Annotated in this window: 19 protein-coding genes and 1 tRNA gene; 11 read left to right on the forward strand and 9 right to left on the reverse strand. The window is 70.9% G+C overall.

The features are described 5' to 3' along the window. Positions 1-22: 22 nt before the first annotated feature. From OHU89_RS21420 to OHU89_RS21435, 4 genes are all read right to left on the reverse strand, one after another. Positions 23-907: a cellulose-binding protein gene (locus OHU89_RS21420; RefSeq protein WP_405645059.1), complete on the reverse strand. Its 885-nt coding sequence runs from the start codon at positions 905-907 to the stop codon at positions 23-25. 136 nt (positions 908-1,043) lie between these two features. Beyond that, positions 1,044-1,505, reverse strand: coding sequence for a carboxymuconolactone decarboxylase family protein (locus OHU89_RS21425; RefSeq protein WP_405645061.1), 462 nt, complete (start codon positions 1,503-1,505; stop codon positions 1,044-1,046). A gap of 186 nt (positions 1,506-1,691) precedes the next feature. Beyond that, on the reverse strand, positions 1,692-4,427 hold the full coding sequence (locus tag OHU89_RS21430) for an SUKH-4 family immunity protein (protein ID WP_405645063.1): 2,736 nt from the start codon (positions 4,425-4,427) through the stop codon (positions 1,692-1,694). An 8-nt stretch (positions 4,428-4,435) separates the two neighbouring features. Continuing rightward, positions 4,436-5,425, reverse strand: coding sequence for an SMI1/KNR4 family protein (locus OHU89_RS21435; protein WP_405645065.1), 990 nt, complete (start codon positions 5,423-5,425; stop codon positions 4,436-4,438). A gap of 292 nt (positions 5,426-5,717) precedes the next feature. Between OHU89_RS21435 and OHU89_RS21440 the strand changes: the two genes are divergently transcribed. Next, the gene (locus OHU89_RS21440; RefSeq protein ID WP_266891373.1) at positions 5,718-6,278 is read left to right on the forward strand and encodes a YwqJ-related putative deaminase; all 561 of its coding nucleotides are present in this window, start codon (positions 5,718-5,720) and stop codon (positions 6,276-6,278) included. Positions 6,279-6,351: 73 nt separating this feature from the next. Continuing rightward, positions 6,352-6,846 carry an SUKH-3 domain-containing protein gene (locus OHU89_RS21445; RefSeq protein WP_405645067.1) on the forward strand — a complete coding sequence of 165 codons (495 nt, stop codon included), beginning with the start codon at positions 6,352-6,354 and terminating at the stop codon, positions 6,844-6,846. Positions 6,847-6,889: 43 nt separating this feature from the next. Here OHU89_RS21445 and OHU89_RS21450 read toward each other — a convergent pair whose 3' ends face one another. Continuing rightward, positions 6,890-8,200 (reverse strand): sensor histidine kinase, encoded by a 1,311-nt coding sequence (locus tag OHU89_RS21450; RefSeq protein ID WP_405645069.1) that lies wholly within the window; start codon positions 8,198-8,200, stop codon positions 6,890-6,892. 257 nt (positions 8,201-8,457) lie between these two features. On the opposite strand from OHU89_RS21450, the gene OHU89_RS21455 reads away from it, so the two are divergent. The 7 genes from OHU89_RS21455 to OHU89_RS21485 all read left to right on the forward strand — a co-directional run bounded on the left by OHU89_RS21455 (position 8,458) and on the right by OHU89_RS21485 (position 13,979). Beyond that, a tRNA-Gln gene (locus OHU89_RS21455) sits at positions 8,458-8,529 on the forward strand. A gap of 122 nt (positions 8,530-8,651) precedes the next feature. Further along, on the forward strand, positions 8,652-10,100 hold the full coding sequence (glmU, locus tag OHU89_RS21460; RefSeq protein WP_405645071.1) for a bifunctional UDP-N-acetylglucosamine diphosphorylase/glucosamine-1-phosphate N-acetyltransferase GlmU: 1,449 nt from the start codon (positions 8,652-8,654) through the stop codon (positions 10,098-10,100). Positions 10,101-10,175: 75 nt separating this feature from the next. Further along, positions 10,176-11,156, forward strand: a complete 981-nt coding sequence (locus tag OHU89_RS21465; RefSeq protein ID WP_266891365.1) for a ribose-phosphate diphosphokinase — start codon at positions 10,176-10,178, stop codon at positions 11,154-11,156. A 202-nt stretch (positions 11,157-11,358) separates the two neighbouring features. Next, positions 11,359-11,943, forward strand: a complete 585-nt coding sequence (locus OHU89_RS21470) for a 50S ribosomal protein L25/general stress protein Ctc (RefSeq protein ID WP_266891363.1) — start codon at positions 11,359-11,361, stop codon at positions 11,941-11,943. Positions 11,944-12,024: 81 nt separating this feature from the next. Next, positions 12,025-12,627 (forward strand): aminoacyl-tRNA hydrolase, encoded by a 603-nt coding sequence (gene pth / locus OHU89_RS21475; protein WP_405645073.1) that lies wholly within the window; start codon positions 12,025-12,027, stop codon positions 12,625-12,627. A 42-nt stretch (positions 12,628-12,669) separates the two neighbouring features. Next, positions 12,670-13,185, forward strand: coding sequence for a hypothetical protein (locus tag OHU89_RS21480; RefSeq protein ID WP_405645075.1), 516 nt, complete (start codon positions 12,670-12,672; stop codon positions 13,183-13,185). Positions 13,186-13,319: 134 nt separating this feature from the next. Next, positions 13,320-13,979 (forward strand): LPXTG cell wall anchor domain-containing protein, encoded by a 660-nt coding sequence (locus tag OHU89_RS21485; protein ID WP_405645076.1) that lies wholly within the window; start codon positions 13,320-13,322, stop codon positions 13,977-13,979. Between the two features lie 76 nt (positions 13,980-14,055). Here the strand turns inward: OHU89_RS21485 and ppc are convergent, their stop codons facing one another. Then, positions 14,056-16,797 (reverse strand): phosphoenolpyruvate carboxylase, encoded by a 2,742-nt coding sequence (gene ppc / locus OHU89_RS21490; protein WP_405645078.1) that lies wholly within the window; start codon positions 16,795-16,797, stop codon positions 14,056-14,058. A 302-nt stretch (positions 16,798-17,099) separates the two neighbouring features. On the opposite strand from ppc, the gene OHU89_RS21495 reads away from it, so the two are divergent. Then, positions 17,100-18,107 (forward strand): fatty acid desaturase, encoded by a 1,008-nt coding sequence (locus OHU89_RS21495; RefSeq protein WP_266891353.1) that lies wholly within the window; start codon positions 17,100-17,102, stop codon positions 18,105-18,107. Beyond that, positions 18,104-18,781 (forward strand): TetR/AcrR family transcriptional regulator, encoded by a 678-nt coding sequence (locus OHU89_RS21500; protein WP_046257589.1) that lies wholly within the window; start codon positions 18,104-18,106, stop codon positions 18,779-18,781. The genes OHU89_RS21495 and OHU89_RS21500 overlap by 4 nt, the downstream gene beginning before the upstream one ends. Before the next feature lie 20 nt (positions 18,782-18,801). Here OHU89_RS21500 and OHU89_RS21505 read toward each other — a convergent pair whose 3' ends face one another. The 3 genes from OHU89_RS21505 to OHU89_RS21515 form a co-directional block, all read right to left on the reverse strand. After that, complete coding sequence (locus tag OHU89_RS21505; RefSeq protein ID WP_266891349.1) at positions 18,802-18,975, reverse strand: CsbD family protein; 174 nt, start codon at positions 18,973-18,975, stop codon at positions 18,802-18,804. 66 nt (positions 18,976-19,041) lie between these two features. Then, positions 19,042-19,404: a VOC family protein gene (locus OHU89_RS21510; RefSeq protein WP_405645081.1), complete on the reverse strand. Its 363-nt coding sequence runs from the start codon at positions 19,402-19,404 to the stop codon at positions 19,042-19,044. Continuing rightward, positions 19,404-20,201, reverse strand: coding sequence for a trans-aconitate 2-methyltransferase (locus tag OHU89_RS21515; protein WP_405645082.1), 798 nt, complete (start codon positions 20,199-20,201; stop codon positions 19,404-19,406). The genes OHU89_RS21510 and OHU89_RS21515 overlap by 1 nt, the downstream gene beginning before the upstream one ends. Positions 20,202-20,281: the final 80 nt, after the last annotated feature.

The following is a 20,281-nucleotide window of genomic DNA, read 5'->3' on the forward strand; positions in this document are numbered from 1 at the left end:
CCCCAGGGGGCGTGAGCGCGACCTACTCTGCCGGTGCGCGCCCCGTCAGTGTGGTCAGGCTGTTGCGTACGAGGTCGATGTGGGCGCGCACGTCGTCCCAGCGTTCGCCGTGCTCACGCAGCACCCGCTCCGTCTCACGAGCGATCCGGTCCTCCCGCACGCGCGCCTCGGCGAGGATCTCGGCGGCACGTACGTGTGCCTCCTCCTGGCGCTGCCGGGCGGAGGTCTCCGCGTCGGCGAACGCCTGCTTCGCCTCGGACAGCGCGGCCTCGGCGCGCGCCACCTGTTCGGCGTGCCGGGCGTCGAGCGCCGCCGCGCGCTCGACCTCCTCGCGCTCCGCCTCGGCCCAGCGCTCGGCGTGCTCCTTGTCCTGTTCGGCGAGCATCCCGATGGTGCGCTGCCGTACCTCGCGCAACGCGGCGAGCGCCTCCGTGCGTCCCTCCTTCACTTCGCGCCGGGCGGCGATGCGGATCTCGTCGGCCTCGGCGCGCGCGGCGAGCAGGCGATGGCGGGCGCGCTCCTCCGCATCGGCGCGTACGGCGTCGGCGTGCGCCTGTGCCGCGTCGCGCACGCCGTTCGCACGTGCCTGCGCCGCCTCCGCGAGTCGCTGCGCCTCCTGCCTCGCGCCGTCACCCACGGCCGCCGCCTCCTCCTGCCCGAGCTGGAAGAGCCGGCGCGCACGCTCCCCGAGCGCCTCGTACGTCTGCGGAGCGAGCCGCGCGACCCTCTCGCGCAACGCCTCGAGCTCCGCCTCCATCTCCTTTGCGAGCACCGTGAGACGGGCGGCGCGCTCCCAGGAGGTGTCACGGTCCTGGGAGAGCGCCGCGGCATACGCGTCGACCTGTTCGGGACGGTATCCACGCCGTACGGCCATGAAGCCGTGGGACGGGACAGGTGTGCCGCTCATCCTGGGACCTCTCTCCATCAAGATGTGTGTGAAATGACGATTTGGCGCACATCTTGATGTATCAGGCAGAAATGTGCATAACGCGACACTCCGCACAGAGGTCACGGCCGTCCCTCTGCAGTCGGGCGGCCGAGGCTCAGCCCCAGGTGGTGCCCGCCGGCTCCTTGATCGTCGTGTTGACGCGGTTGAACAGGTTCATGAGCGAGACGAAGAGGATCAGCCCGGACAGCTCCTTCTCGTCGAAGTGGTCGGCCACCTCGTCCCACAGCTCGTCCGGCACGGACTCGTGCGACCGGTCCGAGAGCCTTGTCATCGCCTCGCTCAGCCGCAGCGCCGCCCGCTCGGCGTCACTGAAGAACGGCGCCTCGAACCACGCCGCGACCGCCGCGATCCGCTCCTCGCTCGCCCCGGCCTTCCGCAGGTTCAGCACGTGCGCGTGCACACAGGCGCTGCACCCGTTGATCTGACTGACCCGCAGTCCCACGAGCTCCGACAGTTCCTGGTCCAGTCCGCTCTCGCCGATCGACTGGAAGAGCGTGCCGATGCCGTTCATCGCACTGGGGAGGACGTACGCCGGGTTCGTCATGCGTGCCTTCATGGTGTGCCTCCTGAAGCAAGTGGTGAGCTGCTGTCACTCCACTGACGGAGCGCGGAGGACGGATGTGACCGTGCGGCGGAAGGACTTCGGCGCCCTCCGGAGACAGCAGAAAGCCGGGCCCGGTCGCGATGACCGGGCCCGGCTTCCTCAGATCGGTGTCGGATCGGTGTCAGTGCAGGCGCCGCCTCACAGCAGGCCGTCCCACATCTGCTCCAGCAGCACCGACCACCAGCTCTCCGGCGAACCGAGCGCCGCCGGGTCGAGCGAGGCCAGCTGGGCCTGGAAGTCGACGGTCCAACGGCCCGCCTGCTCCTGGTTCAGCCCGAACCTGAGCCGCCACATCCGCCCGAGCAGCGCCAGGCACCGCTGGAACTCTGGCAGCCCCGTGTTCACGAACTGCGGCGGCACCGGCGCACCGCCGGGCCCGGCCTCCACCGGCACGGCGACGATGTTCGCCGTCCCGTACTGCACACAGATCGCCTTGCCGAAGTCACTGCCCATGACGAGGTACGACCCCGCGTCCGCCGCCGGCTGCACCCCCCGCTCCTGCGCCAGTTCGGCGAGCGTGGGCACCGGCCGCCCCGGCTGGGCCTGCGCCCAGAAGAACGGGCCCATGTCCATCGGCAGCCCCGCCGCGACCAGCGAGTGCGCCACCACTGGCGGCACGCCCTGCCGGGAGACCGCGGCCTGCTCGAACCGGAACACCCCCGGCCCGAACGCCCCCGCCACCTCCTGCGCGATGCTCTCCGGCGGGATCGGCGGCGCCGGCTGCACCGGGGGAAGCGGGGCGCGGACGGGCGCCGGACGCGCCGGCCCGTCCGCGACCTGGTGCAACTCACCCTGGTGCGCCAGCAGCTGCTGCATCCCCTGCTGCCGGCTCGCGTGATCCGTGCCGTACGGCGCGATGCTCGCGATCCGCGCCTGCGGCCACTGCTCCCGGATCATCCGCGCACAGTAGGCACCCGGCAGCTCGCACGACTCCAACTCCGTGTGCAGTTCCAGCACCTGGTCCGGCGGGATGTTCATCCCCCGCAGCTCATGGAAGATCTGCCACTCCGGGTGCGGCGTACCCGGCGCCGAACGCCGGATCAGCTGCTGCTCCGACCCGTCCTGCGCGCGGTAGCGCAGGACGGCCTGATACCCGGGACCGACGGTCGGCTGACCCTGCTGCGGGTAGCCGTACGCCGGCGGCTGACCGGGCCCGGGCTGACCGGGCGGCGGCACGGCGCCGGGAGGCATCCCTCCGGGCGGCATCGGCTGGGGGGCGCCCGGCGCCATGCCCGGAACACCGGGTGCGCCGGGGGCTTGCGGCGGCGGAGGCGTGCCGGGGGCGCCCACGGGGGGCGCGGCCAGCATCGTCTCGGCGTGGTGAACAGCACCACGCGGGCCCCCTGCAGAGCCCTGCGCACCAGGCGCACCAGGCATACCCGGGGCTCCCGGAGGCTGAGGTGCGCCGGGGGCGTGCGGTGCTCCAGGCACACCCGGGGGGCCAGGCGGCACCTGCGCGCCGGGCGCACCCGGCATGCCAGGGGCGCCCGGAGGCTGCGGCGCGCCCGGGCCCATGCGCCCCGGGTCGGCAAACATCGTGGCGGCATGGTGCATAGCGCCCGAAGGCGTACCGCCGGGCGGATTCGGCGCACCCGGCGGAGTCGGCGCACCCGGAACACCCGGTGCGCCCGGAGGCTGCGGTGCCCCCGGCCCCGCAGGCCCGCCCTCAAGCCCGTTGGGCCCCAGCGCGGAGACGAGCTGCGTCGGCACATACCCACCCGCCGGCGCACCCGGCGCGGGCGGAGGCGTGGCACCCGGTCGCCCGCCCGGCGCCCCGGGGCTGCCCGGCGGAGGCGGCGTGGTCGAGCCACCACCCCGACGCGGCGGAGGCGACGCCTTGCTCGTGGCGGCATCGGCGATGTCCCCGGCGTTCGGCGCGAGCGACCGCTCCGGCGCACCCGGCCCCACGGGAGGCTGAGGCGCACCCGGCGCACCCCCGGGCCCCTGCGGATACCCAGAAGAAGGGGGACCCGGCACAGGCGGCGGCGTACTGCCCTGCGGCACACCCGGCGGAGGCGTACCACCCGGCGCACCCGGATAGCCGTAAGCCGACCCGCCCGGCACCGCACCACCCGGAGGCGGCGTACTGCCCTGCGGCACACCCGGCATCCCACCGACCGGCGCACCCCCACCGGCACGCGGCGCGTTCGGATCGTCGAGCGCCCGTGCGAGCGCCGTCGGCGGAAGCTGGCTGCCGCCCGACATGAGCGCCGTCTTGGCGTCCGGCGGCGTCGCGGGCGGCGGAGTGTCGTCGTCGGTACCGCTCAACGGCGGCGCGAACACGGTCGCGGGCAGCGGCACGGAACGGTCGTCCCCCGCATCCGCGTTGGTGTCCGTACCGGCCCACGGCGTGGCCCCGGCAGGCACACCCGACGCGGAAGGCGCCCCCGACGGCACCCCGGCCTGCGTCTCAGGAAGAGCCCCCGCCGAAGCCCCGGAACCCGAGCCGGCACCGGCACCGGACCGCCCGGCACCGGACCCGCCCCGCCGATCCGGAATCCCCAGCTGGTCCGCCGCCTCCTGCAACCACTCCGGCGGCGTCAACAAGAAGGACGTCTGATTCAGATCGACCCGGGCCGCGGGCGCCGGCGGGGCAGCAGCGGCGTCGTCGGCGGCACGTCCGTACTCCTCCTCGTACCGGCGGATCACCTCGCCCACCGGCAGCGAGGGCCACAGCGTGGCCTCACCGCTGTCCCGGGCGATCACCAGCCGCTGCGCACCACCGTCCGAGCGCGGCCCGTCCGCACGGTCCTCCGCCCACACGACGAAGCCGAGCTCGAACTCCCGCACCCGCACCTCACGGTGCTGGTACGAGGGCACATCCCCGTTGATCCACTCTTCGGCGCGCTCCTGCGCCTGTGCGAAGGTCACCATCGGTCAGTTCACTCCCCAGCCCCGGAAACCGGCACGGGCCGCGCGAACCCGCCGTCCACCATCAGGTTCGCCACCGTCTCCAACTCGGGCGGATTGCCCGCCAGTCGGGACAGGAAGGCGTCGAAGTCCTCGCCGCACGGCAGCAGCAGCCGTTCCACGCGGTCGGCGGGCGGAACGGTGGGATCCACGTCCCGCGCGTCGTCGTAGGCGCAGAACCACACGGATCCGATGCCCTCACCCTTGACCTTCACGGCCAGCAGTCCGCCCTGGACGAAGCCGACGCCGAGGTAGTCCTTGGTCAGATGGTCCCGGAGGCACTTGTTGACGTATACGAGGTCGTTGACGGCGGCCTCGTCCCGCACCGTGAAGAACGGCTGGTCGACCAGGAGACCCAGCTCCGGGTCCAGGGCCGCGCCCACGGGGGCACAGCCGCCCGCCGCCTTCAGGAACGACCGGTACGCACCCGGCAGCCGGTAGCCGAGCTCCTCCTCGACCCCCAGCACCTGCGACTCCGACACCGCCGCACCCGACTTCGGCAGACCGAAGTGCGCGGGCCGCGTCTCCTGCAACGGGCGCGTCCCCCGCTTGCCGTGGTCGACCGCTGCTGTCGCGATACCGCCGTGATGCCGCAGCAGCGCCTTCACCTCGACGGGCACCAGTTCGAGCCGCCGTGAACCCGCCACGTGGTGCCACGTCCAGCCGTGCGGGGTCGCCACCGCGGGCACCGTGTCCCACAGTTCATGACCGGTCGCCGCGAGGGCCGCGTTCGCCGACACATAGTCCGTCAGCCGGAGCTCGTCGACGCCGAACCCCTCCGGCGGATCGGCGATCTCCGTGGCGGCACGCGCATACGCGGAGAAGTCGGGGTAGCCGTGCTCGTCCATCCGCACCCCTCTGGGGTGACGGGACGCCCGGACCGGATCCGGGAAATGCACGACCTGCCCGGCGTAGGCCGCGTTCGGCGGCGCGGCTTGCTGCCCGAGCCGACCTGTCGTCATGGCGGTTGCCCCCTGCGGCACTCTGTACGGCCCATGGCACGACCGGCTCCGGCCCGCCCCAGCCCGTATTCGACTTCTCCAACGCGTTGACCGCATACATGCGGGTGCCGACAGCCTATGCGGTACGACGACACCGGTCACCGGGCGCCGGTCAGCGGCCCTCCGCTTCCGTGACCAGCCGTCACCCCCTCGTGACAGCCCGCCCAAACCCGGGCGTGTCGCGCCGCCCCAGCTTCCGCACCAGCCACGGCATTTGGCACTCTGTGACGTCCGGGGGGATGCTCGGGAGGGGATGACGATCATGAACACGACGCAGACGGGACCGCACACAGGGCCGCGACCAGCCACGTCACACGACCCGCGGACCGGTATGTCCGGCGATCCTCGGATCGGCTGGAGCAGCACCGAGGCGCCCCACGCGCCCACTCTCCGGCACCGCCGCGACGGCATACTCCCGACCGTCGCCGCCGCCCTCTCCGTCCGCGGCGCCACGCTCACCGGCACCGCCGCCCGCGGCGACCAGGGCCCGCCCCTGCACCCGCTCGTACAGGACTTCCTCGACACCCTCACCTCCGCCCAGCGCGACCGCTTCACCGGCCGCTGCGCCGAGACGATCCTCATCTCGCGCCATCTCGCCGCCGCCGACGAGGCCCGCAGCAGACGCGCCGCCCGCAGACCCATGACCAACGGCGAGGCCCGCAAGGCCCTCAAGCAGGCCAAACTCACCACCCGCCGCATCCGCGAGGACGGCGACCCCCTGCACGGCAGCTTCGCCGCCCCCTGCCGCGCCTGCGCGGCCCTCAGCGCCCACTTCGGCGTACGCGTCGTCGACCCGGCGGCAGCCGACGACTGATCCCCCACGCACGACAGGCAGGACGGCCGACAGGCCGGGCACCACGTCAGCGAACTCGACGATCGAAGGGCAGATGCACCCAGACCGCACCTCCAGCACGCGCTTCCCGGTCCCCGTCGACGCCGCCCTGCGCGCCGCCGGCTGGCAACCCGGGCGCTGGGACATCAAGCAGGCCGAGATCTGGGCCGACGCCCTGCGTGAACACGCCTCCCCCGCGGGCCACCGCCACGCCGTCTTCCCCGCCGCCGTCGAGGCCTGGGCCGAATTCGGCGGCCTCCACATCACACCCACCGGACCCGGCCGCCAGATCGCCCCGGCGAGCCTCCATCTCGACCCCCTGCACGGCCTCCACATGGCCCGCACCCTCGCCGACCTCGGCCGCGCCCTCGACACCGAGGTCTGCCCCCTGGGCGCCGAGACCGAGACCGCTGCGCTTCTGGCCATCGACACCGAGGGGCGTGCCTACGCCCTCGACCACACCGGCGACTGGTACCTCGGCCCCCACATCGACCAGGCCCTGGCCGCCCTCGTCGCGGGCACAGAACCGGTACGGCTCACGGCAGGCTGACGTACGAAGAAGCACGAAGCGGTACGAAGAAAGCGCGGCCGGGTCACGCCGCCGGAATGACCGCCGACACCCGAAAACCCCCCGCGTCCGTCGGCCCGGACACGAACACCCCGCCCAGCGCGACGACCCGCTCCTTCATGCCGACCAGACCGTTCCCCCCGGACGGCAATCGCGCCGACGACGCGACCGACACCTCCGGCGGCGGCTCGTTCTCCACCTGCATCGCGATCTCGGACACCCGGTGCGCGAGCCGCACATGCGTCTTGGCGCCCGCCGCGTGCTTGTGGACGTTGGTCAACGCCTCCTGGACGACGCGATACGCGGTCTGCTCGATGTCGGCGCCGTAGTCCCGGGCGTCACCGTCGACGGTCAGGTCCACGACCATCCCCGTGGCGGCCGACTGCCCGATCAGCTCCTCCAGCTCGGACAGACAGGGCCCGTCCGACTCGTCGGCGGCCCGCGAGGCGGCAGCGGCGGCGGCGACACCGACGGCGGCGAGCGGCACGGAGTCGGGCGAGCGGACGCGTCTGACGCCCTCCCCGCTGCGCAACACCCCGAGCATCTCCCGCAGTTCGGTGAGCGCCTGGCGCCCCATGTCCCCCACGAGCGCGGCGTTCTTGACGGCCTTCTCGGGATCCTTCCGGGCGACGGCCTGCAGGGCGGCCGCGTGGACGACCATCAGGCTCACCCGGTGTGCGACGACGTCGTGCATCTCCCGGGCGATGCGGGTCCGCTCCTCGCCGCGCGCCCACTCGGCCCGCTCCTCCGCCCGCTCGGCGAGCAGTTGAAGCTCCCGCTCCAGGCTGTCGGCCCGTTCCCGCAGGCTCTCCATCAGCCGGCGCCGGGCACCGACGTACAGTCCGAGGAGCAGCGGAGGCGCGGTCAGTCCGATGGCGATGGTGATCGCGGCGAACGGGACGAACCAGTCCCCGAGCTCCCAGCCGCCACGCGTGGTGCCCTGCCGTATCCGCACGAACATCACGATCAGTTGACCGACCAGCGACATCCCCGCGAGGGAGCCGATGATCCGGCGGGGCAGTTCGGAAGCGGCGAGGGTGTAGAGGCCGACGATGGCCATGAGGTAGCCCATCTGGGCGGGCGTGATGGCGATGGAGACGAGCACGACGGCGATGGGCCACTTGCGCCGCACGAGCAGCGCGGATCCGGCGAGAACGCCGAACACGATTCCCGCGGCGCTGGGGATCCCCGCGTCCCCCGCGAACCGGTACCCCTCCGCCCCGCACTCGACGACGGACGCGAAAGCCAGGCTCGCGTCCAGTACGGCACTGCGCCACCGATCCCACCACCAGGGCCCTGGCCGGGCCGCGGCGTGGTCTTCCCCCGTCGTGGTCATGTCTCCAGCCTACGGGCGGGCGGCGCGCGTTTTCCGGTGAGTTTCCGGGATTGGCCTACACCACACTGCGTGACCGGCCGGATGCGAAACAACCCGATATCCCTCGAACTGCCGAATCGCTCACCGTTCGATACCGGAAGATCGAATTCCACCCGGGCGACGACGACTTGTACCGTCGCATGAAAGGGGCCCGGTACGGCATAGTGTTGGGTGCCCGCTCGGCGACCTGACCAGGTGTCCGGTCCAGCCGAGTGCCATCCCCCGTGGTGTAATTGGCAGCACCGTGGCTTTTGGTGCCATTTGTCCGGGTTCGAGTCCTGGCGGGGGAGCACAAGCACAGATCGGGCCCTGACCGGTGACAGCACAGTCAGGGCCCGCTCCCATGTCCCCCGTGAAACGCCCCGGTATCCTGCGGATGTCACCCACCCCCTCCACAGCCGAAGGGCATCCCGTGAGCGCCATTCGCCCGGCAGCCGTCGTCGTTCTCGCAGCGGGTGAGGGCACCCGTATGAAGTCGGCCACACCCAAGGTCCTGCACGAGATCTGTGGCCGCAGCCTCGTGGGTCATGTGCTCGCCGCAGCGCGGGAGTTGGACCCCGAGAATCTCGTCGTCGTCGTCGGCCACGCGCGCGAGAAGGTCACCGAGCACCTCGGCGTCATCGACCCCGACGTACGCACCGCGGTCCAGGCGCAGCAGAACGGCACCGGGCACGCCGTACGCATGGCGCTCGAAGAGCTGGGCGGCGTCGTCGACGGGACCGTCGTCGTCGTGTGCGGGGACACTCCCCTTCTCACCGGTGAGACCCTGCGCGCCCTCGCCGCCACCCACACCACCGACGGCAACGCCGTCACCGTGCTCACCGCCGAGGTCCCCGACGCCACCGGCTACGGCCGTATCGTCCGCGACGGTGTCTCCGGTGCCGTCACCGCGATCGTCGAGCACAAGGACGCCTCCGAGTCGCAGCGTGCCATCCGTGAGATCAACTCCGGTGTGTTCGCGTTCGACGGGCAGCTCCTCGCCGACGCTCTCGGCAAGGTCCGCACCGACAACTCGCAGGGCGAGGAGTACCTCACGGACGTCCTCGGGATCCTGCGCGAGGCCGGTCACCGCGTCGGCGCCTCCGTCGCCGGTGACCACCGCGAGATCGCCGGGATCAACAACCGGGTCCAGCTCAGCGAGGCCCGTCGCATCCTCAACGACCGTCTCCTGACCCGCGCCATGCTCGCCGGCGTCACCGTCATCGACCCGGCCACGACCTGGGTCGACGTCACCGTCACCTTCGAGCAGGACGCCCTCGTCCACCCCGGCACCCAGCTGCACGGCGCCACCCACATCGGCGAGGGCGCGGAGGTCGGGCCCAACAGCCGGCTCAAGGACACCGTGGTCGAAGCCGGGGCCCGCGTGGACAACACCGTCTCCGACGGCGCCCACGTCGGCCCGAACGCGACCGTGGGGCCGTACGCCTATCTGCGGCCCGGCACCCGCCTCGGCGCCAAGGGCAAGATCGGGACGTACGTCGAGACCAAGAACGCCTCGATCGGCGAGGGCACCAAGGTTCCGCACCTCTCCTACGTCGGTGACGCCACCATCGGAGAGCACACCAACATCGGTGCCGCGAGCGTCTTCGTGAACTACGACGGACAGGACAAGCACCACACCACCGTCGGCTCGCACTGCCGCACCGGTTCGGACAATATGTTTGTGGCTCCTGTCACGGTCGGGGACGGTGCGTACACCGCCGCCGGGTCCGTGATCACGAAGGACGTGCCGCCCGGTTCGCTCGCTGTGGCCCGTGGTCAGCAGCGGAATATCGAGGGTTGGGTGGCTCGCAAGCGTCCCGGGAGCGCGGCCGCGAAGGCGGCCGAGGTGGCTTCTCGGCAGGTCGAGAGCGAAGACTGACCGGAAACGGGTGCGTCCGGGACGGCGTACCGTGATAAATGCACACCCAGTTGAGACACCTCTGAGGAGACAGCTGTGACCGGGATCAAGACGACCGGCGAGAAGAAGATGATGTTCTTCTCCGGCCGCGCCCACCCCGAGCTTGCCAAGGAGGTTGCCGAGCAGCTGGGCGTCGGGGTTGTCCCGACCAAGGCCTTCGACTTCGCGAACGGCGAGATCTACGTCCGCTACGAGGAGTCGGCGCGCGGTGCCGACTGCTTCGTGATCCAGAGCCACACGGCTCCGATCAACCAGTGGATCATGGAGCAGCTGATCATGATCGACGCGCTGAAGCGTGCGTCGGCCCGCTCCATCACGGTCATCGTGCCGTTCTACGGTTACGCGCGCCAGGACAAGAAGCACCGTGGGCGTGAACCGATCTCGGCGCGTCTGATCGCGGACCTGATGAAGACGGCCGGTGCCGACCGCATTCTCACCGTCGATCTGCACACCGACCAGATCCAGGGCTTCTTCGACGGCCCGGTCGACCACCTCTTCGCCCTTCCGCTGCTCGCGGACTACGTGGGCAGGAAGGTCGACAGGTCCAAGCTGACGGTCGTGTCCCCGGACGCGGGCCGGGTGCGGGTCGCCGACCGCTGGTGCGACCGCCTCGGCGCGCCCCTGGCCATCGTGCACAAGCGGCGCGACAAGGACGTGGCGAACCAGGTGACCGTCCACGAGGTCGTGGGTGAGGTCAAGGGTCGCGTGTGCGTCCTCGTCGACGACATGATCGACACCGGTGGCACCATCTGCGCGGCCGCGGACGCCCTCTTCGCGCACGGCGCCGAGGACGTCATCGTCACCGCCACGCACGGTGTGCTCTCCGGTCCGGCCGCCGACCGGCTCAAGAACTCCCGGGTGAGCGAGTTCGTGTTCACCGACACACTGCCGACACCGGGCGAGCTGGGCGCGGACCTGGACAAGATCAAGGTCCTCTCCATCGCGCCGACGATCGCGAGCGCGGTTCGCGAGGTGTTCGAGGACGGTTCGGTGACGAGCCTCTTCGACGAGCACTGAGCCCTGCCCATGTGGCAGAACGCTTCTGCATGATCGATTTTTCTACGGCCTCCCCCGCCGAGTAGACTGCGCAAGTTGCTCGGCGAGGGAGGCCGTACCTGTTCACGCGGGTGTCGGCGCTCCGTTATCGACGCGCTCTTCGTAGCAGGCCGATGGTTTGGCCGGGTGACCACCTTCCCCAACTGTTCTACGAGGAGTGACCATGGCTGACGTCAAGCTCGCCGCCGAGACCCGTACCGAGTTCGGCAAGGGTGCGGCCCGCCGTATCCGCCGTGCCAGCAAGGTTCCCGCCGTTGTCTACGGTCACGGTGCCGAGCCGGTCCACATCACCCTGCCCGGCCACGAGCTGCAGCTCGCCCTGCGTACCCCGAACGTCCTGCTCACCCTGGACATCGAGGGCAAGACCCAGCTGGCGATCCCGAAGGCCGTGCAGCGCGACGCCATCAAGGGCTTCCTCGAGCACGTCGACCTGCTTCTGGTGAAGCGCGGCGAGAAGGTCAACGTCGAGGTCTACGTGCACACCGAGGGCGAGCTGGCGCCGGGCGCCTACCTGCTCGAGCACGTCCTGAGCACGCTGAACGTCGAGGCCGAGGCCACGCACATCCCGGAGTCGGTCACCGTCTCCATCGCGGGCCTGGAGGCCGGTGCCTCCATCCTCGCCAAGGACATCCCGCTGCCCGAGGGCACCACGCTGGCGACCGACGAGGACGCGGTCGTGCTCCAGGTCCTGGCCGCCCAGGCCGAGGAGGCCCCGGCGGACGCCGAGGCCGAGGCCACCGAGGCCTGATCCTCCCCGCAACAGCGACTGCCGGCCGCCGCTCCCCTCGGGGGCGGCGGTCGGCGCGTATCGAGGGACCGTGAAGGAGAGATGGACGTGACGACCGATGCCAGCGGGCCCTGGCTGATCGTCGGCCTCGGCAATCCCGGGCCGGAGTACGCCGCCAACCGGCACAACGTCGGTTTCATGGTGGCCGATCTGCTGGCCGAGCGGATCGGGGGGCGGTTCAAGCGGGCCGGCAAGGCGCAGGCACAGGTCGTGGAGGGCCGGATCGGGCCGCCCGGGCCGTTGAACCGTCGGGTGATCCTGGCCAAGCCGATGTCGTACATGAACCTGTCCGGTGGGCCGGTGAACGCGCTCAAGGACTTCTACAAGGTGCCCGTCGCCAACATCGTGGCGATCCATGACGAGCTGGACATCGACTACGGAACGCTGCGGCTCAAGCTCGGCGGCGGCGACAACGGGCACAACGGTCTGAAGTCGATGACGAAGGCGTTCACCGCGGAGTACCACCGGGTGCGGTTCGGGATCGGACGGCCGCCGGGGCGGATGCAGGTCGCCGACTTCGTGCTGAAGGACTTCTCGTCGAGCGAGCGCAAGGAGCTCGGCTACTTCGTGGACCGGGCCGCGGACGCCGTGGAGAGTCTGGTCATCGAGGGGCTGGAGCGGGCGCAAAGCACGTACAACTCCTGACTTGTCACCCACCGAAGTTGACGGGCTGATCAGGCATGGCCAATGATCCCCGCCATGCCTGCCACAGCCACCAAGTCCCGTCAGGCCTCCCGCCCGGCCTCGGTCGCCGCCCTCCGCTTCGGACGGCTCGCGGCGATGGGCACGGTCGCGGCGCTGATCCTGATCGCGGGGGTGTGGGCGTCGTGGGGCACCGCGCAGCACGTGATGCTGACCAAGGGCCGGGAGAGCGGCACGATCGAGGTGACGCGGTGCGGGGGCGACACCTGCACCGGGCCCTACACGCCGATCTCGCAGGGGTCCACGCCGCGCGTGAAGGTCGTCATCGAGAAGACGGTCGCGGTGCGCAAGGGACAGACGTACACCGTCGTCATGAAGCCCAGCAGTGACGACGTCGTCCGCTCCGGGCCAGCCGGGATTCTCTACGCCTGGGTTCCGCTGGGCGGTGCGCTGCTACTGGCGTCGGTCGTCGTCGCGGGCGGATTGGGGCGCACGCGGGGCGCGTGGGTCATGGCGGGGGCGGGAATCGCACTGCTCACCGCCGCTTTCGTGACCATCTGACAGCTTTCAAGGTTCTCCACATCTGTGGAGGACCTGAGCGTTGCCTGTTCGTGATTGACCTTGGGTCAGGCGGGGCTGGAAGCTGAGCCGCCCCCTCCACATCTTCCCTGTCACATCTCGAAGATGGACTGCCCATGCCTACCCTCACCCGCGCCGGCGCCCTGTCCGCCGTCGCCGTGGCCGCCCTGCTCGCGGCCGCCCCCTCCGCCCACGCCACCGCCCCCGGTGACAACGGCACCGTGAAGATCCACGACGCCTCCACCGGCGAGGAACTCCGTCGCAACGAACCGCACGTCTGCACCTTCTATCTGGACGCCTTCGGCTTCGACAGCGCCCAGGAGGTCGACTGGCACATCGAGTCCTGGGCCCCGACGGCCGGCGTCAAGGGCGAGACCGTGAAGTCCGGCGAGATCACCCTCGACGGCGAAGGCCATGGCCGTACGGAGGACCTGTCGCTGCCGGACGGCCACTACAAGCTGTTCTGGAACTTCGAGGGGGAGAACGGATCCGCCAAGCACAAGGTGTTCTGGACGGACTGCGAGGACACCGACGACGGCAACCCGGGTGACGGCACGGCGACGCCGTCCGCCACGGCCTCGCCGTCGGCCTCCGCCTCGCAGCCCGGCGAGGCCGCGGGAACCCCGTCCGCCTCCTCCTCCCCGTCCGCCCAGGGCAGCGCAGGCGACCTCGCCGAGACCGGCAGCGGCGCCCCCGTCGGTCTGCTGAGCGGTGTCGCGGCGGCGCTGGTCGCGGCGGGCGGCTACCTGGTGTTCCGGCGTCGGAAGGCGTCGTAGGCCTCAAAGCCCCGACATGGCGGTGCCCCCGAGCCGATACGAGGCTCGGGGGCACCGCCATGTCCACAAGAAACCGTCAGCCGGTGTTGCGCAGACCCGCCGCCACACCGTTGACGGTGAGAAGCAGGGCCCTGGCCAGCGTCGGGTCCGCCTCCTCGCCCGCGGCGGCCGCGTCGCGCTGCCGCTTGAGCAGGGCGACCTGGAGGTAGGAGATCGGGTCGAGGTAGGCGTCGCGGATGGCGAAGGTCTGCCTCAGGACGGGCTGGGCGTCCAGGAGTTCGGTCTCGCCGGTGATCCGCAGGACCTCGCGGACGGTCAGCGCGTGCTCGGCCTCGATGTCGGCGAAGACGTGCTGGAGCTCGGCCGGGACCAGGGTCTCGACGTAGTGGCGGGCGATGCGCAGGTCGGTCTTGGCCAGGGTCATCTCGACGTTGGAGATGAAGTTCTGGAAGAAGTGCCACTGCTCGTGCATCTCGTCGAGCACGGTGTCCAGGCCTGCCTCGCGCAGCGCCTTGAGACCGGAGCCCACGCCGAACCAGCCGGGGACGATCTGGCGGGACTGGGTCCAGCCGAACACCCACGGGATGGCGCGCAGTCCGTCGAGAGAGGTGTCGGAGCCGGGCCGGCGCGAGGGCCGCGAGCCCAGGTGCAGGTCGGCGAGCTGGTCCACCGGCGTCGACGCGAGGAAGTACGACGGCAGGTCCGGGTCCTCGACCAGGCGGCGGTAGGCGGCGTGGGCCGCGTCGCTCACCACGTCCATCGCGGCGTCCCAGCGGGCCAGCGCCTCGTCGGACTGGCGCGGGGACGTGTGCAGGGCGGAGGCCTGGAGGGTGGCCGCGACCGTGAGCTCCAGGTTCTCGCGGGCCAGCGAGGGGACCAGGTACTTGTCGGAGATGACCTCGCCCTGCTCGGTCACCTTGATCTCGCCCTCCAGGGTTCCCCAGGGCTGGGCGAGGATCGCGTCGTGCGAGGGGCCGCCACCGCGGCCGACGGTGCCGCCGCGGCCGTGGAACAGGCGCAGCCGCACGCCGTAGCGGTGCGCGACGTCACGCAGCCGGCGCTGGGCGCGGTGGATCTCCCACTGGGAGGTGGTGATGCCGCCGAACTTCGAGGAGTCGGAGTAGCCGAGCATGACCTCCTGCACGTCCCCGTTCAGTGCGACCAGGCGCCGGTAGGACGGGTCGGAGAGCATGTCCTCCAGGATCGTGTCGGCGGCCTTGAGCTCGTCCGTGGTCTCCAGGAGCGGCACGATGCCGATCTTGGCCCAGCCGGCGTGCAGGTCGATCAGGCCCGCCTCGCGCGCCAGGACGGCGGCGGCGAAGACGTCGTCGGCGCCCTGGCACATCGAGATGATGTACGACTCGATGACCTCGGGTCCGAAGACGTCGAGGGCGCGCTTGACGGTGTGGAAGACGCCGAGGGTCTTCTCGCCGTCCGCGTCCAGCGGGGCCGGGGTGGGCGCCAGCGGCCTGCGCGACCTGAGCTCCTTGGCGAGCAGCTTGCCGCGGTAGTCGCGGGGCATGTCCACGTAGCGCCAGGACTCCTCGCCGAGCCGGTCGAAGAGCTGGCCGAGGGCGTGGTGGTGGGCGTCGGCGTGCTCGCGGACGTCCATGGTGGCGAGCTGGAGGCCGAAGGCGGCGAGCGTACGGATCGTACGGTTCATCCGGCCGTCGGCGATCAGGCCGCCGCGGTGTTCGCGCAGGGAGGTCTGGACCAGCGTCAGGTCCCGGAGCAGCTCGGCGGTGCCGAGGTAGTCGCGGCCGTCCTCGTGCGGGGTGTTCTTGGCGAGCCGCAGCTTGGTGTTCTCCAGCTTCTGGCGGATCGCGGTGGCCTTGAGCCGGTAGGGCTCCTCGGCGTTGAGCCGCTTGTAGCGGGGGCTGATCTCCGGGAGGCGCTCCAGGTCGGCCTGGAGCGAGGTGAGCAGCTCCTCGGTGGCGCCGGTGTAGCGGATGGAGTTGGAGAGGAAGCCGCGCAGCTCGTCGATCAGGTCGAGCGCGTCGTTGATGCCGTGCTCGTGCTGGAGGATCAGGACGTCCCAGGTCACCTGGGGGGTGACGTTCGGGTTGCCGTCGCGGTCGCCGCCGATCCAGGTGCCGAAGGTCAGGGGGCGGGTGTTCTCGGGGAGGGTGACGCCGACGCGGTCCAGCTCGGCGGTCAGGTCCTCCAGGACGTCACCGACCGCGTTCGCGTGCAGCTCGTCGAGGTAGTAGATGGCGTTGCGGGACTCGTCGGTCACCTCGGGGCGTACGACACGCAGCTCGTCGGTCTGCCACACCAGGTCGATGTTCTCGGCCAGGCGGGTGTCGTAGCGGCGGCGGTCGGTCTCCAGGACCGGGGTCTCCAGCAGCGCGGCGATACGGCGGAGCTTGTTGAGGACCGAGCGGCGGGCGGCCTCGGTGGGGTGCGCCGTGAACACCGGACGAACGTTGAGGTTCTGCACCGTCTGGCGCAGGTGCTCGGGGTCGGCGTCCTTGAGGCGGTCGGCGGTGCGGGCGAGCAGACCGCCCTCGGCGGCACGCCTGGCTCTGAGCTCGCGGCCGCGGTGGACCTGCTCGGTGACATTGGCCAGGTGGAAGTAGGTCGAGAAGGCGCGCACCAGCTTGGCGGCGGTCTCCAGTTCGGTGCCCCGCAGCAGTTCGGCGGCGGCGTCACCGTCCTCACGGGTGAGGCTGCGGACCTTCTCGACGAGTTCCAGCAGCTCCGGGCCTTCCTGCCGGACGAGGGTCTCGCCGAGGAGGTCCCCGAGTCGCCTGATGTCGGCGCGCAGCTCGGTGGAGGTGGTCTCCTGAGAAACGGTCTTGTCGTCGGCACTGCTCACAGGTGCGGCTCCTTGCAGTGTTGAAGCTCGTCCGGGAGGGAACCCGGTACCGGTCCGACGGCGGCTGCCGCATACGGACCGGACATCCGGGAAGAAATGAGAGCGGACCGCGCTGTCCGAACGACTCCAGGATAGGTGTCCGTGCGGACGCGCAGACTCTCGGGCTCTTGCCGTCGGGCGACGCGCTGCCATACTTACGACGCCGTAGGTTACGGAACCGTAGGGAAGTCCCGCTCTCCTTCCAGTGGCTCCGCTGACCAGGCCCTTGTCTCAAAACCCTCGAACCCCACAGGGGACGCCCCATGACCACAAGCTCCGATGTGATCGAAGACGCCCCGGCGCCCGACGATCCCTCGATGCCGTCCGCCACCCTGGGCGGCGAGCAGAAGCGTTCGCTCGAGCAGATCACCCTGCTGCTCTTCATCATCGTCCCGTTCCTCGCCGTGCTCACGGCGGTACCGCTGGCGTGGGGCTGGGGGGTGAGCTGGCTGGACCTCGGTCTGCTCGTCTTCATGTACTTCCTCGGCTGCCACGGCATCACGATCGGCTTCCACCGCTACTTCACGCACGGCTCCTTCAAGGCCAAGCGCCCCCTGCGGATCGCGCTGGCGATCGCGGGGTCGATGGCGGTCGAAGGGCCCCTGGTCCGGTGGGTCGCCGACCATCGCAAGCACCACAAGTTCTCGGACGCGGAGGGCGACCCGCACTCCCCGTGGCGGTTCGGCGAGACGATTCCGGCGCTGATGAAGGGCCTGTGGTGGGCGCACATCGGCTGGATGTTCGACGAGGAGCAGACCCCGCAGGAGAAGTACGCGCCGGATCTGATCAAGGACCCGGCGATCCGTCGGATCTCCCGGGGCTTCATCTTCTGGGCGATGCTCTCCCTGGCCATCCCTCCGCTGGTCGGCGGTCTGGTGACGATGTCGTGGTGGGGCGCGTTCACGGCGTTCCTGTGGGGGTCGCTGGTCCGGGTCTGTCTGCTGCACCACGTGACCTGGTCGATCAACTCGATCTGCCACGCGGTGGGCAAGCGGCCGTTCAAGTCGCGGGACCGCTCGGGCAACGTGTGGTGGCTGGCGGTGCTGTCCTGCGGTGAGTCGTGGCACAACCTGCACCACGCCGACCCGACCTCCGCGCGGCACGGGGTGGAGCGCGGTCAGATCGACTCCTCGGCACGTCTGATCCGCTGGTTCGAGATGTTCGGCTGGGCGTACGACGTCCGCTGGCCGTCACGCTCGCGTATCGATTCGCGCCGTAACACCGATGAAGGCGGCTCCCGAAGCGGGAAGGAGCCCGCGAAGGCGGCATGATTGACGCCGTGGCGACCGACTCCAGCAGCACCGAGAGCAATGAGAAGCCGAGGCGCACGCGCCGCACCCGGATGACGGGTGCCGAGCGTCGTCAGCAGCTGCTCGAGATCGGTCGCACCCTCTTCGCCGCCAAGGGCTTCGAGGGCACGTCGGTGGAGGAGATCGCGGCGAAGGCCGGGGTGTCCAAGCCGGTGGTGTACGAGCACTTCGGCGGCAAGGAAGGCCTGTACGCGGTGGTGGTGGACCGTGAGATGCGGCGCCTGCTCGACATGGTCACGAGCTCCCTGACCGCCGGCCATCCGCGCGAGCTCCTCGAACAGGCGGCCTTCGCACTCCTGGACTACATCGAGGAGTACACGGACGGCTTCCGCATCCTGGTCCGTGACTCCCCCATCCCGCAGTCGACGGGTACCTTCGCCTCGCTGATCTCGGACATCGCCACCCAGGTGGAGGACATCCTGGGCCGCGAGTTCAAGAGCCGCGGCTTCGACCCGAAGCTGGCCCCGCTGTACGCCCAGGCCCTGGTCGGCATGGTCGCCCTGACCGGCCAGTGGTGGCTGGACGTACGCCGCCCGAAGAAGGCGGAGGTCGCCGCGCATCTGGTGAACCTGTCGTGGCACGGGCTGGACGGGCTCGAGCAGAAGCCGCACCTGATAGGGCGCCGCAAGAGCTGAGTCCCGCGGCGCCCCTCGGATCACCGCTTGAAGGCGTCCTTGGTCTTCTCCTTGGCCTGGCGCATGTCGCCCTTGGCCTGTCCGGTGCGGCCCTCGCCGGTCATCCGCTCGTTGCCGACCGCGCGGCCCATGGTCTCCTTGGCCTTGCCCTTGGCCTGTTCCTTCTTCGCCCGGGCCTTCTGTTCCTTCGCCACGTCACTCACTCCCGGCTGGATCGCCCCCCCGCTGTCACTCCAGCGAGTGGCCCGCGCCGGGAGGGCTCAAACAACCGGCTCCAGAAACTCCAGCCGGTTGCCGACGGGATCGTGGGAGTAGAAGCGCCGGTGTCCCGGCAGGTCCGCGTCCCAGGTCACCGCGGCGCCGCGGGCCTGAAGCCGGGCGGCGTACGTCCCGATGTCCGTGACCCGCAGCCCGGGGTGGGCCTTCCTGGCGGGTCTGAAGTCGTCCTCGATCCCCAGGTGCAGCTGTACGGCCCCCGCCCGGAACCAGCACCCGCCGCGCGCGGCGAGCACCGGCGGCTTGGGGATCTCCGCCATGCCGAGCACGCCGACGTAGTACGCCCGCAGCCGGTCCTCGGAGCCCGGCGGCGCGGCGAGCTGGACGTGGTCGACCCCGGTGAGCATCACTCCTCCTTGCGGGCGACGGCGAAGATCCGGCGGAACGGGAAGGGTGTGCCGTGCGGTCCCGCCGGATAGGCCTTGCGCAGGGCGTCCCGGTAACGGCTCACGAAGTCGTCGCGGGTCCGCGGATCGTCGGCGAGCGCGGTGAGGACGGGCCGCAGTCCCGTTCCCTTCACCCAGTCGAGGACCGGGTCCTCGCCGGTGAGGAGATGGATGTACGTGGTCTCCCACACGTCGGCCGTGCAGCCGAGGGCGGTCAGGTGCTCCAGATAGGTCTCGGGAGCGAGGACGGCGTCGTCGTGGCGCAGGAGGTCGCCGAGGCCGGCGGTGTGGGCGAGTTCGCGCATCAGCTGGTGGCTGGGGGCACCGAAGTTCCCGGGCACCTGGAAGGCGAGGGTGCCGCCCGGCGCGAGCCCCGCGATCCAGTCGGCGAAGCGCTCCACATGCCCGGGGACCCACTGGAGCGTGGCGTTGCTGACGATGAGGTCGTACGACTGTGCGGGCGCCCAGGTGCGGACGTCGGCGTGGGCGAAGTCGAGGCGGCCGCCGCCCGGCGTGGGGCCCTCGTGCTCGGTGCGGGCCCGGTCGAGCATCTCGGGCGAGTTGTCGTAGCCGGTGATGCGGGCGGTGGGCCAGCGGTCGGCGAGGACGGCGGTGACGCTGCCGGGGCCGCAGCCGAGGTCGGCGATGCGGGGCGCCTCCTCGGCGGGCAGGCCGGGGACGCGGGCGAGGAGGTCCGCGAAGGGGCGGGCGCGGTGGTCGGCGTGGCGCAGGTACTGGGCGGGGTCCCAAGTCGTCATGGATCCACTGTGACCCTCGATTTATCTCGACGTCAAGAGACTTGACATCAAGAGACTTCACATCGACACAACCACTAGAC

It is taken from the genome of Streptomyces sp. NBC_00019 (genome assembly GCF_045041015.1).
Lineage (GTDB): Bacteria > Actinomycetota > Actinomycetes > Streptomycetales > Streptomycetaceae > Streptomyces.

Bases quoted from the DNA above. Each gene is read 5' to 3' on its own strand.
- OHU89_RS21500 (WP_046257589.1), top strand. From the start codon at position 18,104: ATGATTGACGCCGTGGCGACCGACTCCAGCAGCACCGAGAGCAATGAG.
- OHU89_RS21510 (WP_405645081.1), bottom strand. From the start codon at position 19,404: ATGCTCACCGGGGTCGACCACGTCCAGCTCGCCGCGCCGCCGGGCTCC.
- OHU89_RS21470 (WP_266891363.1), top strand. From the start codon at position 11,359: ATGGCTGACGTCAAGCTCGCCGCCGAGACCCGTACCGAGTTCGGCAAG.
- pth (WP_405645073.1), top strand. From the start codon at position 12,025: ATGGACGTGACGACCGATGCCAGCGGGCCCTGGCTGATCGTCGGCCTC.
- OHU89_RS21450 (WP_405645069.1), bottom strand. From the start codon at position 8,200: ATGACCACGACGGGGGAAGACCACGCCGCGGCCCGGCCAGGGCCCTGG.
- OHU89_RS21430 (WP_405645063.1), bottom strand. From the start codon at position 4,427: ATGGTGACCTTCGCACAGGCGCAGGAGCGCGCCGAAGAGTGGATCAAC.
- OHU89_RS21445 (WP_405645067.1), top strand. From the start codon at position 6,352: ATGCACCCAGACCGCACCTCCAGCACGCGCTTCCCGGTCCCCGTCGAC.
- OHU89_RS21435 (WP_405645065.1), bottom strand. From the start codon at position 5,425: ATGACGACAGGTCGGCTCGGGCAGCAAGCCGCGCCGCCGAACGCGGCC.
- OHU89_RS21440 (WP_266891373.1), top strand. From the start codon at position 5,718: ATGACGATCATGAACACGACGCAGACGGGACCGCACACAGGGCCGCGA.
- OHU89_RS21425 (WP_405645061.1), bottom strand. From the start codon at position 1,505: ATGAAGGCACGCATGACGAACCCGGCGTACGTCCTCCCCAGTGCGATG.
- OHU89_RS21480 (WP_405645075.1), top strand. From the start codon at position 12,670: ATGATCCCCGCCATGCCTGCCACAGCCACCAAGTCCCGTCAGGCCTCC.
- OHU89_RS21515 (WP_405645082.1), bottom strand. From the start codon at position 20,201: ATGACGACTTGGGACCCCGCCCAGTACCTGCGCCACGCCGACCACCGC.
- OHU89_RS21485 (WP_405645076.1), top strand. From the start codon at position 13,320: ATGCCTACCCTCACCCGCGCCGGCGCCCTGTCCGCCGTCGCCGTGGCC.
- OHU89_RS21420 (WP_405645059.1), bottom strand. From the start codon at position 907: ATGAGCGGCACACCTGTCCCGTCCCACGGCTTCATGGCCGTACGGCGT.
- OHU89_RS21495 (WP_266891353.1), top strand. From the start codon at position 17,100: ATGACCACAAGCTCCGATGTGATCGAAGACGCCCCGGCGCCCGACGAT.